Origin of the sequence: Roseateles sp. (assembly GCF_046300915.1) — a bacterium.
Taxonomy (GTDB): Bacteria; Pseudomonadota; Gammaproteobacteria; order Burkholderiales; family Burkholderiaceae_C; genus Kinneretia.
Genome location: NZ_JBKCLH010000185.1, coordinates 19,354 through 33,057, shown reverse-complemented (window position 1 = coordinate 33,057; position 13,704 = coordinate 19,354). Strand labels below are relative to the sequence as shown.

At 66.8% G+C, this 13,704-nt stretch carries 12 protein-coding genes; 8 read left to right on the top strand and 4 right to left on the bottom strand.

The window, feature by feature from the left end; translation table 11 throughout:
• Positions 1 to 87 precede the first annotated feature (87 nt).
• From ACK5F2_RS13930 to ACK5F2_RS13920, 3 genes are read left to right on the top strand one after another with little or no spacing between them, the layout of a single operon-like run.
• Positions 88 to 732: a lysozyme inhibitor LprI family protein gene (locus ACK5F2_RS13930; RefSeq protein ID WP_409865541.1), complete on the top strand. Its 645-nt coding sequence runs from the start codon at positions 88 to 90 to the stop codon at positions 730 to 732.
• 4 nt (positions 733 to 736) lie between these two features.
• Positions 737 to 1,876: a hypothetical protein gene (locus ACK5F2_RS13925; protein WP_409865539.1), complete on the top strand. Its 1,140-nt coding sequence runs from the start codon at positions 737 to 739 to the stop codon at positions 1,874 to 1,876.
• Between the two features lie 53 nt (positions 1,877 to 1,929).
• Positions 1,930 to 3,384 (top strand): S10 family peptidase, encoded by a 1,455-nt coding sequence (locus tag ACK5F2_RS13920; protein WP_409865537.1) that lies wholly within the window; start codon positions 1,930 to 1,932, stop codon positions 3,382 to 3,384.
• 60 nt (positions 3,385 to 3,444) lie between these two features.
• Here the strand turns inward: ACK5F2_RS13920 and gatB are convergent, their stop codons facing one another.
• The 4 genes from gatB to gatC are packed head-to-tail and all read right to left on the bottom strand — an operon-like array spanning position 3,445 to position 7,649.
• On the bottom strand, positions 3,445 to 4,893 hold the full coding sequence (gatB, locus tag ACK5F2_RS13915; protein ID WP_409865535.1) for an Asp-tRNA(Asn)/Glu-tRNA(Gln) amidotransferase subunit GatB: 1,449 nt from the start codon (positions 4,891 to 4,893) through the stop codon (positions 3,445 to 3,447).
• A gap of 19 nt (positions 4,894 to 4,912) precedes the next feature.
• Positions 4,913 to 5,860 (bottom strand): alpha/beta hydrolase, encoded by a 948-nt coding sequence (locus tag ACK5F2_RS13910; RefSeq protein ID WP_409865534.1) that lies wholly within the window; start codon positions 5,858 to 5,860, stop codon positions 4,913 to 4,915.
• Positions 5,857 to 7,350, bottom strand: coding sequence for an Asp-tRNA(Asn)/Glu-tRNA(Gln) amidotransferase subunit GatA (gene gatA / locus ACK5F2_RS13905; RefSeq protein ID WP_409865532.1), 1,494 nt, complete (start codon positions 7,348 to 7,350; stop codon positions 5,857 to 5,859). The genes ACK5F2_RS13910 and gatA overlap by 4 nt, the downstream gene beginning before the upstream one ends.
• A complete protein-coding gene (gene gatC / locus ACK5F2_RS13900) occupies positions 7,350 to 7,649 on the bottom strand; it encodes an Asp-tRNA(Asn)/Glu-tRNA(Gln) amidotransferase subunit GatC (RefSeq protein ID WP_409865530.1) in 300 nt (99 codons plus the stop codon). The genes gatA and gatC overlap by 1 nt, the downstream gene beginning before the upstream one ends.
• Before the next feature lie 287 nt (positions 7,650 to 7,936).
• Between gatC and ACK5F2_RS13895 the strand changes: the two genes are divergently transcribed.
• From ACK5F2_RS13895 to rodA, 5 genes are all read left to right on the top strand, one after another.
• The gene (locus ACK5F2_RS13895; RefSeq protein ID WP_133602122.1) at positions 7,937 to 8,980 is read left to right on the top strand and encodes a rod shape-determining protein; all 1,044 of its coding nucleotides are present in this window, start codon (positions 7,937 to 7,939) and stop codon (positions 8,978 to 8,980) included.
• A 78-nt stretch (positions 8,981 to 9,058) separates the two neighbouring features.
• Positions 9,059 to 10,003, top strand: a complete 945-nt coding sequence (gene mreC / locus ACK5F2_RS13890; RefSeq protein ID WP_409865528.1) for a rod shape-determining protein MreC — start codon at positions 9,059 to 9,061, stop codon at positions 10,001 to 10,003.
• The gene (gene mreD / locus ACK5F2_RS13885) at positions 10,000 to 10,518 is read left to right on the top strand and encodes a rod shape-determining protein MreD (protein ID WP_409865526.1); all 519 of its coding nucleotides are present in this window, start codon (positions 10,000 to 10,002) and stop codon (positions 10,516 to 10,518) included. The genes mreC and mreD overlap by 4 nt, the downstream gene beginning before the upstream one ends.
• Entirely contained in the window at positions 10,515 to 12,551 is a 2,037-nt protein-coding gene (gene mrdA, locus ACK5F2_RS13880) for a penicillin-binding protein 2 (protein WP_409865524.1), read from the top strand. The genes mreD and mrdA overlap by 4 nt, the downstream gene beginning before the upstream one ends.
• Entirely contained in the window at positions 12,548 to 13,702 is a 1,155-nt protein-coding gene (gene rodA, locus ACK5F2_RS13875; RefSeq protein ID WP_409865522.1) for a rod shape-determining protein RodA, read from the top strand. Before mrdA ends, rodA begins: the two co-directional genes overlap by 4 nt.
• The last annotated feature ends 2 nt before the right edge of the window (positions 13,703 to 13,704 follow it).

The window sequence follows — 13,704 nt, the reverse complement described above, 5'->3', positions numbered from 1 at the left end:
GCGGCTCGGGACAGGGGCCGCGTTGGCGCATTGCCGACCCGGCGCCTGTGGGCTGCCCGGGGTCCGAAGCTGGAAGGAGAGTGAGGGATGAACAAGCAATTGCTCCTTGCGCTGGTCGCCATCGCGGGCTGTTCGAGCTTTTCACGCAGCGTGCTGGCACAGGGGCCTAGCTTCCGCTGTGCCAGCGCGGGCAGCGAGGTCGAGACAATGGTGTGCAACGACGCAGCGCTGGCGGCTCTCGACCGCAAGCTCGCCGATACCTACCAATCGGCCAAGGCCAAGGCTCAAGGCAGGCTGGCGACGCAGCTGCGGGCAGACCAGCGAGGCTGGGTCAAGGACCGCGACGAATGCTGGAAGGCCGCGGGTCAACAGAGCTGGATCACGGCGACATGGACCGTCAACACGGTCAGGGCCTGTGTCGATGCCAAGTACCGACTCCGTACGTCGGAGCTGGAGGCGGTGTGGCAGTTGCTGCCGTCGGAAACGATCCGCTATGCCTGCCAGAACAAGCCGGCCAACGAATTGCTGATCCGATCCTTTGCCACCGATCCGGCCACCTTGCGCGTGGAGCGCGGTGATCGCACCGTCACGATGTGGCGCGTTGGCCCCGAGCGCGTGGGGCGGTACGAGGGCCGAAATGTCAGCGCGCAGAGGCACGGCAAGTCGCTGCAACTGAGCTGGCTGGATACCAACACCGGCAAGACCGACGAACTCATGTGCGAGGCGGAGTAGGAAAGTGGCCGCATCATCATCACAAAACACCGGCCTGTGGTTCGCGCGCCTGAGCGGCGCGGCTTGGCTGGCGCTGATCCTGTTTGCACTGGCCGGTGTGCTGGTGCTGGGCAAGTTGCCCGCGTGGATGTTTGCCCTGGTGCTTGTGGCCGGTGCCGTGCTGGGGGCACTGCTGTGGCTGCCTTGGTGCTTGGTCAGGCGGCGCGCCCCGACCTTCAGAGGCCGTCGCTCGTTCCTGGCCTGGGCTTTGGCCGGCATGCTGGGCATGCTGGGCCTTGTTTCGCTGCCGGTGTGGTCTCTGGCCTTCTTTGTGCAGGGTGGTCCGACGGCTGTGCCGCTGGCCACCCTTTCCAACGGCAAGAAGACGGTGGTCTTCCAGGGCATGCAGCATGTGGGTTCGGAGGACTTCTACAAGTCGGTGGTCTTCGACCTGCAGCAGGCGCTGACCGACGGCTACACCTTGTTCTACGAGGGCGTGATGCCGGTGCCTGGGCGCCCTGACCTGACGGACTGGTTCAACCAGACCTTGCGTGGGACCAAGCAGGACTTGAGCGCGAGCTATGCGCAGATGGCCGAGCAGTGTGGCCTGAGCTTCCAGCTGAATTACTTCGATGCGATCAAGGCGGATATGGCGCTCCACCCCTCACGCCACATCACCGCGGACGCCAGTTTTCTTGAAATGAAGACCGAGTACGAGCGCCTGCTGCGCGAGGAGCCGGGCTTTGCGGCAGCGATGGCCGCCAAGGCGACCAAGGCCCGGAAAGAGGAATCCGAGCTCGGCGATCCTTTCGGCGGCATCCTGGGGTTCATGACACACGCCACACCCGAGCAGAGAAAGCTTGTCGGGATCATCTGTCGCGGCGTGCTTGGCATGGCGATATCGGGCGCATTGGGTGAGGAGAATGACCCGGCCAAGCGTGTCATTCTCGACTACCGTAACAGGACCCTGGCTCGCTTTGTGACCGACTCGCCCCATGACAAGATCTACATCACCTACGGTGCGGCGCACTTTCCAGGCTTTCTGGCCGAGTTGCAGAAACGCGACCCGGCCTTCGTCCTGCGCTCGGTGAAGGGTGTGCGGCCCATGACCCTGCCCGACGAGCCCAAGCTGGCGACCCTTGCTCGCACATCCCCCGCGAAGTGACGCAGGGCCGTCCCCGCTCATTCGCCCTGATTGCCAACCTGGAGACTGCCGAGATGACGCTGCTGAACATGGGGTTCAAGGGCCTGCTATCAATCGCGCTGGCGCTGTTCGCGCTGCTGGCGAGTCCGGCGCAGGCTGCGGGAGCCAAGTTTCCGGCCTACAACGCCAAGGCCGGCATGCTGAAGATCGGCAAGGACCCCGAGCGGCCCGACGCGGAGATCTTCCACGTGGCCTACACCCTCAAGGATGCAGAGCTTTCCAGGCGCCCGGTCACCTTCGTTCTGAACGGCGGCCCCGGAGGCGCCAGCATCTACCTCCACCTGTCCGCCATCGGGCCCAAAGTGATCGTGACGCCAGGGGACGGCAGCTTTCCTGCGGTACCGGCGCGCCTGGAGGAGAACCCGGACAGCTGGCTCAGATTTACCGACCTGGTGTTCATCGATCCGGTGGGTACCGGTTACAGCCGGATGCTGCCGGGGCCCGACGGCAAGCCGGCCGACCCTCGACCCTACTATGCGGTGGAGAGCGATGTGCACTCCATCGCCGTCTTCATCCAGCAGTGGCTGACGGTCAACAAGCGCTGGGGGTCACCCAAGGGCATCGCCGGTGAGAGCTATGCCGGGCGACGGATTGCCGCGCTGGTGCCGGTCCTCGCGCGCCAGTACGGCATCAATCTGAACCGGGCGGTGCTGATCTCTCCGGCGATGAGCGTGCCCTCCTTGATCGAGCCATTCCCTGCCTATGATCTGCTGCATGCGATGACCCTCTTGCCCACGCAAGCCGCGACGGCAGCTCACCATGGGCTCAGCACGATCACGAACGATGCCGCGGGCCACAAGCAGGCAGAAGACTTTGCGCTATCGGGCTATCTGACGGGGCTGGCCAGCCTGGGCCGCATGTCTCCCCAGGAGCAGGCAGCCTTCTATGCGCGAGTGGGCGGTCTGATCGGACTGGATCCGGCGCTCGTGGCCCTGCATCGGGGGCGTGTCGGAGAAGCCGTCTTTGCGACCAGCCTGCTCGCGGCGCGGGGCAAGGTCCTCGACCTCTATGACGGTACCCAGCCCAGTGACAACCCGAAACCCGAGGTTCGCGACGGGTTCGGCGCCATGCCTCGCACGCTCGAAGTCTTCAGTGGCGTGCTCTTGCCGCCGTTCATGGACTATGTGCGTCAGGATCTGGGCTACGTGACGGACCGCCCCTACATCGTGCTCAACCTCGAAGTGGCGGCCTTGTGGGATCGGAAGTCCCCCATGGGCTCGCCCGAAGACCTCGCAGTCGCGCTTGCTCAGAACACCGACGTGAGAGTGTTGGTGGTTCACGGCTACCAGGACCAGGCGGCGAACTACTTCCTGTCGCGATACCTGCTGGAGCAGCTGGTCGTGATGCCCTCGGCCCGGGAACGGCTCTCCTTCCGCAACTACCTGGGCGGCCACATGTTCTACCTGCGCGCCCAAAGCCGGGCACAGCTGTACAAGGATGTGAGCCGCTTCTATGAAGCGGCGCCCTGAGGCCGGATCAGGGCTGTGCCGCTGAAGTTGCCGACATGAAGCAGCGGGGCCGATCTCGAGTCAGCCCAGCTTCTTCTTCAGCAGCTCGTTGACCAGGGCCGGATTGGCCTTGCCCTTGGTGGCCTTCATGGCCTGACCCACCAGGGCGTTGAAGGCCTTGTCCTTGCCGGCCCGGAACTCGTCCACCGACTTCTGGTTGGCCGCTAGCACCTCGTCCAGGATGGCTTCGATGGCGCCGGTGTCGCTCATCTGCTTCAGGCCCTTGGCTTCGATCAGCGCGTCCACCTCCGAGCCCTCGCCGCTCCACAGGGCTTCGAAGACCTGCTTGGCGGCGTTGTTGGAGATGGTGCCGTCGGCAATGCGGGCGATCAGCTGGGCCAGCAACTGCGGGCCCACCGGCGCGGCAGCGATCTCGATGCCCTCGCTGTTCAGGCGCTTGCTGATCTCGCCCATCACCCAGTTGGCCACCAGCTTGGGGGCGGCGCCCGCGGCCTTGGCGGCCTCGTAGTAGCGCGCGGTGCCCTGGCTCTGGGTCATCATGCTGGCGTCGTACTGGGGCAGGCCGTGGGCCTGCACGAAACGCTTGGCCATCACCGAGGGCAGTTCGGGCATCTCGCCGCGCACCTGCTCCACCCATTCCGGCGCGATCACCAGGGGCGGCAGATCGGGGTCGGGGAAGTAGCGGTAGTCGGCCGAGTCTTCCTTGCTGCGCATCGCGCGGGTCTCGCCGGTGTCGGGGTTGTAGAGCACCGTGGCCTGCTGGATGGTGAGGCCGTCCTCGATCTGGTCGATCTGCCAGTTCACCTCGTAGTTCACGGCGTCCACCAGGTAGCGGAAGCTGTTGAGGTTCTTGATCTCGCGGCGGGTGCCGAAGGGCTGGCCGGGCTTGCGCACCGAGACGTTGACGTCGCAGCGGAAGCTGCCTTCCTGCATATTGCCGTCGCAGATGCCCAGCCACATCACCAGGGCGTGCAGGGTCTTGGCGTATTCGGCGGCCTCGGCGCCCGAGCGGATATCGGGCTCGGAGACGATTTCCAGCAGGGGCGTGCCGGCGCGGTTCAGGTCGATGCCCGACTGGCCGTGGTAGTCCTCGTGCAGGCTCTTGCCCGCGTCTTCTTCCAGATGCGCGCGGGTCAGGCGCACGGTCTTCTTCTCCTCGCCCAGGAAGAACTCCACCGTGCCGCCCTGCACCACCGGGATCTCGAACTGGCTGATCTGGTAGCCCTTGGGCAGGTCGGGGTAGAAGTAGTTCTTGCGCGCGAAGATGGACAGCGGCGCCACCTTGGCGCCCACGGCCAGGCCGAAGCGGATGGCGCGCTCCACCGCGGCGCGGTTGAGCACGGGCAGGGTGCCGGGCAGGGCCAGGTCCACGGGGCTGGCCTGGGTGTTGGGCGCGGCACCGAAGGCGGTGGAGCTGCCGCTGAAGATCTTGCTCTGGGTGGAGAGCTGGACGTGGTTCTCGAGGCCGATCACGACCTCGTAGCCGCGGATGAGTTTGGCAGTGCTCATAGATTGCATTCTTGTGGGGTCAGCCACTGGTGTAGGGGCCGTGGCCGGGCAAGGCCCAGGTCAGGCCACGTGCGGCGAGCGAGGGGAACACGGTGAAGTGGTCCTCGTCCGCGATCACCTGGCTGTCAATTGCAAGGGATGGGTAGCGCCGGCTGCGGAGCTGGCGCTCGAAGGCCTGCATGTCGCCGACCAGATCGGTGGTCTTGTAGTGCCGTGGTGTCTTGCCCAAGGTTTCGAAGCCGCCGGCATACATCCTGACGCGCGCCGGCAGGTCCTTGCGCCGGCCGGCCGTGGCCTTTTCCATATCGAACATCACGCGCTGATCGAACCACAGGCTGGGGCTGCCGAGAATGTAGTGGCTGAACAGCGCGGGCTGGCTGAGCAGCACATGCAGTCCCAGCAGCGAGCCGTAGGAGTGGCCGATGAAAACCTGGCGCCTGGTGTCGCAGCGGTAGTGCTGGGCGACGAAGGGCAGCACTTGCTCAGCGAGAAAGCCCTGGTAACGCGCCGCCTCGCCGTAGTGCAGCGAGCCATAGTCCTGGCTGCCCTTTCTCGGGCGACGTCGGGGATCGCTGGGCGTGTAGTCGCGTGCGCGGTAGTCGAGGTGGCTGAGACCCTGCTCCGGCGCCAGACCGATCAAGATGAAGTCTTCGATGTTCTGGCCGCGCCGGCCCACAAAGTTGCGGATGGTGCGCAAATAGGCGTGGCTCCAGGGCGCGTCGGCAGCCACCACAAGCGGATAGCGGCGTCGGGCCGACTCCGGCTCGCCGTAAGAGCGGGGCAGGTCCACCCAGACCGGGTACACCCGCTCACTCTCACGCGCGGTCAGCAGATGGACGGCCGTGTTCTCCAGCACCAAGGGCGCGGCATCTGGCTTGGACACCACAGCCGGCTGCGCCCAGGCCTGCACCGAGTGCAGGCCGGCGGCGGCACCAGCAGCAGCGCACAGCAGGCCACGTCGTTTCATAGCCTGGGTGCTTGGCTGTGCCAGTCGCTGGCCTGCTGCAGCGCATGGGCCGTGTGCAGCAACTGGCCTTCCTTGAAGTAGTTGCCCAGCAGCTGCAGACCCACCGGCATGCCGCCCTCGCCAAAGCCCACCGGCACGCTCATGCCGGGCAGGCCGGCCAGGGAGCCGGGCAGGGTGAAGATGTCGGCCAGATAGGCCTTGACCGGGTCGTCGCTGCCTTCGCCAGCCTTCCAGGCCACCGAGGGCGCCACCGGACCGGCGATCAGGTCGCAGTGGGCGAAGGCCTGCTGGAAGTCGTCGGCAATCATGCGGCGCAGCTTCTGCGCCTGCAGGTAGTAGGCGTCGTAGTAGCCATGGCTCAGCACATAGGTGCCGATCATGATGCGGCGCTTGACCTCGGCGCCAAAGCCCTGGGCGCGGGTCTTCTTGTACATGTCCAGCAGATCGCTGTACTCGGCCGCGCGGTGGCCGAACTTCACGCCGTCGAAGCGGCTCAGGTTGGAACTGGCCTCAGCCGGGGCAATGATGTAGTACACGGGAATCGCCAGCTCGGTGCGGGGCAGGCTCACATCCACCAGGGTGGCGCCCAGCTTCTCCAGCTGGGCCAGGCCCTCGCGCACGGCCTTGGCCACATCGGCCGAGAGGCCGGCGGGGAAGAACTCCTTGGGCAGGCCGATGCGCAGGCCCTTGAGCGGCTGGGCCGCCGTGGCGCCTTCGCGCGCGGCCAGCATCTGGGCGTGGAAGTCCTGGGCGGGCTGCTGCACGCTGGTGGCATCGCGCTCGTCGAAGCCGCTCATGGCGGAGAGCAGCAGGGCGCAGTCTTCGGCCGAGCGGGCCATGGGACCGGCCTGGTCCAGGCTGGAGGCGAAGGCGATCATGCCGTAGCGGCTGCACACACCATAGGTGGGCTTGATGCCGGTGATGCCGGTGAAGCTGGCCGGCTGACGGATGGAGCCGCCGGTGTCGGTGCCGGTGGCGGCGGGCACCAGGCGGGCCGCCACCGCGGCAGCCGAGCCGCCCGAGGAGCCGCCGGGCACGCGGCTGCTGTCCCAGGGGTTGGCCACGGGCTTGTAGGCCGAGTTCTCGTTGGCCGAGCCCATGGCGAACTCGTCGCAGTTGAGCTTGCCCAGGGACACGGTGCCCGCGGCCTTCAGGCGCGCCACCACGGTGGCATCGAAGGGGCTCAGGTAGCCGTTCAGCATCCGGGAGCCGGCGGTGGTGGGCATGTCCTGGGTGACGAAGATGTCCTTGTGCGCCAGAGGCACGCCCAGCAGGGGGCTGGTCTCACCGGCGGCGCGGCGGGCATCGGCCGCATCGGCCGCGGCCAGGGCGGCCGGGCCATCGACATGCAGGAAGGCGCCCAGGCGGCTGTCGTGGACGGCTACTCTTGCAAGCAGCTCTTGGCTGAGCTCGCGGCTGGAAACGGCCTTGTCGGCCAGTGCGCGGCCCAGCTCGGCCACGCCCATCTCGTGCAGGGATTTGGGGCTCATCACTCGATCACCTTGGGGACCAGGAACAGACCGTCCTCGACGGCGGGGGCGCTGCGCTGATTGAGCGCGCGCTGATCGGTCTCGGTGACCCGGTCCTCGCGCAGGCGCAGCTGCACCTCCTGCACCGCGGACAGCGGGGTGTACAGCGGCTCGACGCCGCTGGTGTCCACCGCGCTCATCTGCTCGACGATGGAGAAGAAGCCATTGAGCTGACCCAGCATGGCGGTCTGCTCTTGCTCGGAAAGCTCCAGCCGCGCCAGATTGGCGATGCGGCTCACATCTTGGGGGGTCAGGGCCATGGGTCGGCGGTATCGAAAAGTGGCAAATTCAAAGCCCCGATACGGGCTTGCGCTACCCGGAAAAGCAGGGGTGATCGGGTATTATCTCCGCTTATCTCCATGGCAACGGGGCTGCACGGCCTGCCCAGGTCGAGCAGCCTCTTTGCACATGGGACGACGAACAAGTCCGGCGGCAGCCGCCAGCCCCTTCTGAGGCTGCCGTTTTTTTGAACCGACGAGCCCCTAGCCCGCTTTCAGCGCGATCCCCATTCCGGCCTCGATGCCCTGAAGGCTTCTCCCGACACACCATGTTCGCTTCCCTGCGTCGCTACATCTCGACCGACCTCGCCATCGACCTCGGCACCGCCAACACCCTGATCTACGTCCGCGGCAAGGGCGTGGTGCTGGATGAACCCTCCGTGGTCGCCATCCGCCACGAGGGCGGCCCCAACGGCAAGAAGACCATCCAGGCCGTGGGCGCCGAGGCCAAGGCCATGCTGGGCAAGGTGCCCGGCAATATCGAGGCCATCCGCCCGATGAAGGACGGCGTGATCGCCGACTTCGTGGTCACCGAGCAGATGATCAAGCAGTTCATCAAGATGGTGCACGACACCAAGCTGCTGCGTCCCTCGCCCCGCATCATCATCTGCGTGCCCTGCGGCTCTACCCAGGTGGAAAAGCGCGCCATCCGTGACGCCGCCCTGGGTGCCGGCGCCTCCGAGGTCTATCTGATCGAGGAACCCATGGCCGCCGCCATCGGCGCGGGCCTGCCGGTCTCCGAGGCTTCGGGCTCCATGGTCATCGACATCGGCGGTGGTACCACCGAGGTGGGCGTGATCTCGCTGGGCGGCATGGTCTACAAGGGCTCGGTGCGCGTCGGTGGCGACAAGTTCGACGAAGCCATCATCAACTACATCCGCCGCAACTACGGCATGCTGATCGGCGAGCCCACGGCCGAAGCCATCAAGAAGCAGATCGGCTCCGCCTTCCCCGGCTCCGAGGTCAAGGAGATGGAAGTCAAGGGCCGCAACCTCAGCGAGGGCGTGCCGCGCAGCTTCACCATCTCCAGCAACGAGATTCTGGAAGCCCTGACCGACCCGCTGAACCAGATCGTCTCGGCCGTGAAGAACGCGCTGGAGCAGACCCCGCCCGAGCTGGGTGCCGACATCGCCGAGCGCGGCATGATGTTGACCGGCGGCGGCGCCCTGCTGCGCGATCTGGACCGTCTGCTGGCCGAGGAAACCGGCCTGCCGGTGCTGGTGGCCGAGGACCCGCTGACCTGCGTGGTGCGCGGTTGTGGCATGGCGCTGGAGCGCATGGAGCGTCTGGGCTCCATCTTCACCTCGGAGTAAACGCCAGCAAGGGGGCCTGCGGGCCCCTTGTTCATTGCCTGGATCTTTGTCTGAACGCGGTCTGACTCTTTTTACGCCATGTCCCTGGGCACCCTGGATCGCACCCCGCCCCCTTTCTTCCGCCAGGGCACGACGGCCCTGACCAAGCTGTTGCTGTGCGCCGCCCTGGCCATCTTCTTGATGGTGGCGGATGCGCGCTTCAAGCTGGCCGCGCCGGCCCGGGCCGCCCTGGCCCTGGCCCTGCATCCCCTGCAGCGCGCCTTGCTGGCCCCGGTCGACGCCTGGGAGCGTGCCGGCGACTATCTGCGCGGTACCGAGCGCGCCATGGCCGCCGAGGACCTGGCCCGCCGCCAGCTGGTGCAGCAGGCCGAGCGGCTCTCGCGTGCCGAGCAGCTGCAGCAGGAGAACCAGCGCCTGCGCGCCCTGCTGGACCTGCGGCCCGCCCTGCAGGTGCCCTCGCTGGCGGCGGAGGTCTTGTACGAGGCTTCGGATCCCTACTCGCGCCGCGTCGTCATTGACCGCGGCAGCCGCCAGGGCGTGACCCTGGGTGCGCCCGTCATCAATGACGCCGGCGTGCTGGGCCAGGTGACGCGGGTCTATCTGCTCTCGGCCGAGGTCACCCTGCTGTCGGACAAGGACGCCGCCATTCCGGTGCTCAACACGCGCAGCCAGCAACGCGGGGCCGCTTTCGGCGGGGCCGAGGGCGGCGCCATGGAGCTGCGCTTCATGGCGGCCAATGCGGATCTGCGCCAGAACGATCTGCTGACCACCTCGGGCCTGGACGGGGTGTATCCGCCCGGCCTGCCCGTGGCGCGCATCGCCAGCGTGGAGCGTCGTGGCGACACCAGCTTTGCTCGCGTGCGTCTGCAGCCGGTGGCCCAGCTCGATGATGTGCGCCACGTGCTGGTGCTGGGGCCCTTGCAGGAGCTGGAGAAGATGCGGGCCCAGGCCCAAGCCGCCTCGGCGGCGGCTGCGGCCTCGGCGCCCGCTCGCAGCGCCAAGGCCTCGGGAGGCAAGCCATGATCATGCCGCGTGGCCACCAGCTGCTGCTGCCGGCCAATCCCCTCTTCATCGCCTTCAGCCTTTTGCTGGCTCTGCTGGTGGACATGGTGCCCGTGGGGCGTCAGGCCTGGATGCCCGATGTGCTGGCCCTGGTGCTGGTGTTCTGGAATGTGCATCAGCCCCGCCGTGTGGGCGTGGGCTGGGCCTTTGTGTTTGGCCTGCTGGTGGATGTGCAGCATGGCGCCTTGCTGGGCCAGCATGCCCTGGCCTATAGCGTGCTGAGCTTCGGGGCCATTGCCCTGCACCGGCGTCTGCTCTGGTTCGGCCTGCTGGGTCAGGCCGTCCAGGTGCTGCCGCTCTTCCTGCTGGCCCAGGCCATTTCCGTGCTGGTGCGCCTGATGGTGGGCGGCATGTGGCCGGGCTGGACCCTGTTGCTGGCACCGGTGCTGGAGGCTGCACTCTGGCCCCTGGCCAGCTGGCTGCTGCTCGCGCCCCAGCGCCGTCCGCCCGATCCCGATGCCCATAGACCGCTGTGACCGTTCTCAAGAACCTTGAGCAGGAGCTTTCGCGCTTTCGCCTGCGGGTGCTGGCGGCGGCGGTCTTCGTGCTCTTCTGCTTCGGGCTGCTGGTGGCGCGTCTGGTCTATCTGCAGGTGCTGCAGCATGACAATCTGGCGGAGCGGGCCGAGAGCAACCGCGTCACCGTGGTGCCCATCGTGCCCAACCGCGGCCTGATCAAGGACCGCAACGGCATTGTGCTGGCCAGCAACTACTCGGCCTACACCCTGGAGATCACGCCCAGCAAGGCCGGCAATCTGGAAGCCACCATCGACGCCCTGTCCCAGGTGGTGGAGATTCAGGCACGCGACCGCCGGCGCTTCAAGCGCCTGATGGACGAGAGTAAGAATTTCGAGTCCCTGCCCATACGCACCAAGCTCAGCGATGAAGAGGTGGCCCGCTTCACCGCCCAGCGCTATCGCTTTCCCGGCGTGGAGATCAAGGCACGCCTGTTCCGTCACTACCCGCTGGGCGAGGTGGGTAGCCATCTGATCGGCTATATCGGCCGCATCAACCAGGCCGAGAAGAAGGCCATGGATGAGTGGGACGAGGAGGACATCGCCAATTACCGCGGCACCGAGTACATCGGCAAGCTGGGGCTGGAGCAGGCCTACGAGCGCGAGTTGCATGGCATCACCGGCTTCGAGCAGGTGGAAACCAGTGCCGGCGGGCGTGCGGTGCGCCGCCTGGCCCACAAGCCGCCCACGCCCGGCAACACCCTGGTGCTGTCCATCGATATCCGCCTGCAGGCCCTGGTGGAGGAGCTCTACAAGGACCGCCGTGGCGCTCTGGTGGCCCTGGACCCACGCAATGGCGAGGTGCTGGCCTTTGTGTCCAAGCCCACTTTCGACCCCAACCTCTTCGTGGACGGGATCGATGTGGAGAACTGGCGCGAGCTCAACGAGAACCCCGACAAGCCCCTGCTCAACCGTGCCCTGCGCGGCACCTACCCGCCGGGCTCCACCTACAAGCCGCTGATGGCCATGGCCGCGCTCACCAGCGGCAAGCGGGCGCCGGGCACGGTCATCATGGACAACCTGACCTTCAACTTCGGCGGCCGCACCTTTGGCAGCCCGGAGACCGACAGGCCGGGTCCCAAGGACATGCGCCTGGCCATCGTGGGCTCCAGCAATGTCTACTTCTACACCCTGGCCAATGAGATGGGCGTGGACCTCATCCATGACGAACTGGCCCCGTTTGGCCTGGGCGAGCGCACGGGCATCGATCTGCAGGGGGAGGTGACCGGGGACTTGCCCTCCACCGACTGGAAGCGCAAGAAGTTCAGGCGCCCGGAACAGCAGAGGTGGTACGCCGGCGAGACCATCTCCCTGGGCATCGGCCAGGGCTACAACAACTTCACCATGCTGCAGCTGGCTCAGTCCTACGCCGTGCTGGCCAGCGGTGGGCAGCGCTTTAGGCCACGCCTGGTCCGCGAGATCGAGGATGTGGTGCGCCATGAGCGTCGCCATATCTCCAGTGACGCCCTGAGTCCCCTGCCGCTGCGGCCCCAGGATGTGACGGTGATCCGCGATGCCATGTTTGGCGTGACCCAGGAAGGCACCTCGCGCCTGGTGTTTGCGGGCGCACCCTATACCAGCGGCGGCAAGACCGGCACGGCCCAGGCCGTGGGCCTGCGTGCCGGCGAGAAGTACAAGGATGTGAAGGCCGACGAGCGCAAGCGCGATCACTCGCTCTACGTGGCCTTCGCGCCCGCGCAGCAGCCCACCATCGCCCTGGCCCTGATCGTGGAGAACGCGGGCTGGGGCTCGGCGGCCGCCGCGCCGATTGCGCGCCGGGTGTTTGACTTTGTGCTGGCGGGGCAGCTGCCCAGCGAGGAAGATATTGCCCTGACCCAGCAGGGGCGCAGCATGGCTCCGATCGGGGTGCCGCGCCCCATCTCGGCCCTGGCCCTGCCGGGCATGGCGGCCTCGGCGCCGCCGCCTGCGGCAGCGTCGGCCCCGGCCCCGGCCCCGGCTGCCGCCGCCTCGTCCGCCCCAGGAGTGCGTCCATGAATGCCGTACTGAGCAAGCCGCCGCTGCGACAGCGGCTCAAGCCATTGCTGGAGGGCTTTGACATCCCCCTGCTGCTGGCCATGCTGTGGCTGGCCGGCCTGGGCCTGATGAGCATGTATTCGGCGGGCTTTGACCATGGCACCCGCTTTGTGGACCATGCGCGCAATATGGCCCTGGCGGCTGGCATCATGTTCGTGGTGGCCCAGGTGCCGCCGCAGCGCCTGATGGCCCTGGCCGTGCCGCTCTACACCGTGGGCGTGGCCCTGCTGGTGGCCACGGCCCTGTTCGGCATCACCAAGAAGGGCGCGACGCGCTGGCTCAATGTGGGCATCGTGATCCAGCCCTCCGAGATCCTCAAGATCGCCACGCCCTTGATGCTGGCTTGGTGGTTCCAGCGCCGTGAGGGGCAGCTGCGCCCGCTGGACTTCGGCATTGCCCTGGCGTTGCTGGCCGTGCCCACGCTGCTGGTGGCCAAGCAGCCCGACCTGGGGACCTCCATTCTGGTGTTCGGCGCCGGCTTCTTCGTGGTGTTCTTTGCCGGCTTTCCCTGGCGCATCATCCTGCCGGCCATGATTCTGGGGGTGGCCGGAATCACCGCCCTGGTCATGAGCGAGGAGAAGATCTGTCAACCCGATCTCGAGTGGCCGGTGCTTCGTGAGTACCAGAAGCACCGGGTCTGCACCCTGCTGGACCCGCACAAGGATCCGCTGGGCAAGGGCTTTCACATCATTCAGGGTGAGATCGCCATCGGCTCCGGGGGGCTGACCGGCAAGGGCTTCATGAAGGGCACGCAGACCCATCTGGAATTCATTCCCGAGCGCACGACCGACTTCATCTTTGCGGCCTATGGCGAGGAGTTCGGCCTGATGGGCGCGCTGGCGCTGCTGGCGGGTTTCACGGCGCTGATCCTGCGCGGGCTGATGATCGCCTCCGAGGCGCCCACCCTGTTTGGCCGGCTGATGGCGGGGGCCATCACCCTGGCCTTCTTCACTTATGTGTTCGTGAACATGGGCATGGTCAGCGGCATCCTGCCGGTGGTGGGTGTGCCCCTGCCCTTTATCAGCTATGGCGGTACGGCCATGGTCACCCTGGGCCTGAGCCTGGGCATTCTGCTGGCCATCGCCAAGAGCCGGCGCGGCAAGAAGGGCTGAGG

Coding starts and splice junctions, on each gene's coding strand:
- rodA (WP_409865522.1), top strand. CDS start 12,548: ATGAATGCCGTACTGAGCAAGCCGCCGCTGCGACAGCGGCTCAAGCCA.
- gatC (WP_409865530.1), bottom strand. CDS start 7,649: ATGGCCCTGACCCCCCAAGATGTGAGCCGCATCGCCAATCTGGCGCGG.
- ACK5F2_RS13910 (WP_409865534.1), bottom strand. CDS start 5,860: ATGAAACGACGTGGCCTGCTGTGCGCTGCTGCTGGTGCCGCCGCCGGC.
- mreC (WP_409865528.1), top strand. CDS start 9,059: ATGTCCCTGGGCACCCTGGATCGCACCCCGCCCCCTTTCTTCCGCCAG.
- gatB (WP_409865535.1), bottom strand. CDS start 4,893: ATGAGCACTGCCAAACTCATCCGCGGCTACGAGGTCGTGATCGGCCTC.
- mreD (WP_409865526.1), top strand. CDS start 10,000: ATGATCATGCCGCGTGGCCACCAGCTGCTGCTGCCGGCCAATCCCCTC.
- ACK5F2_RS13920 (WP_409865537.1), top strand. CDS start 1,930: ATGACGCTGCTGAACATGGGGTTCAAGGGCCTGCTATCAATCGCGCTG.
- gatA (WP_409865532.1), bottom strand. CDS start 7,350: ATGAGCCCCAAATCCCTGCACGAGATGGGCGTGGCCGAGCTGGGCCGC.
- ACK5F2_RS13930 (WP_409865541.1), top strand. CDS start 88: ATGAACAAGCAATTGCTCCTTGCGCTGGTCGCCATCGCGGGCTGTTCG.
- ACK5F2_RS13895 (WP_133602122.1), top strand. CDS start 7,937: ATGTTCGCTTCCCTGCGTCGCTACATCTCGACCGACCTCGCCATCGAC.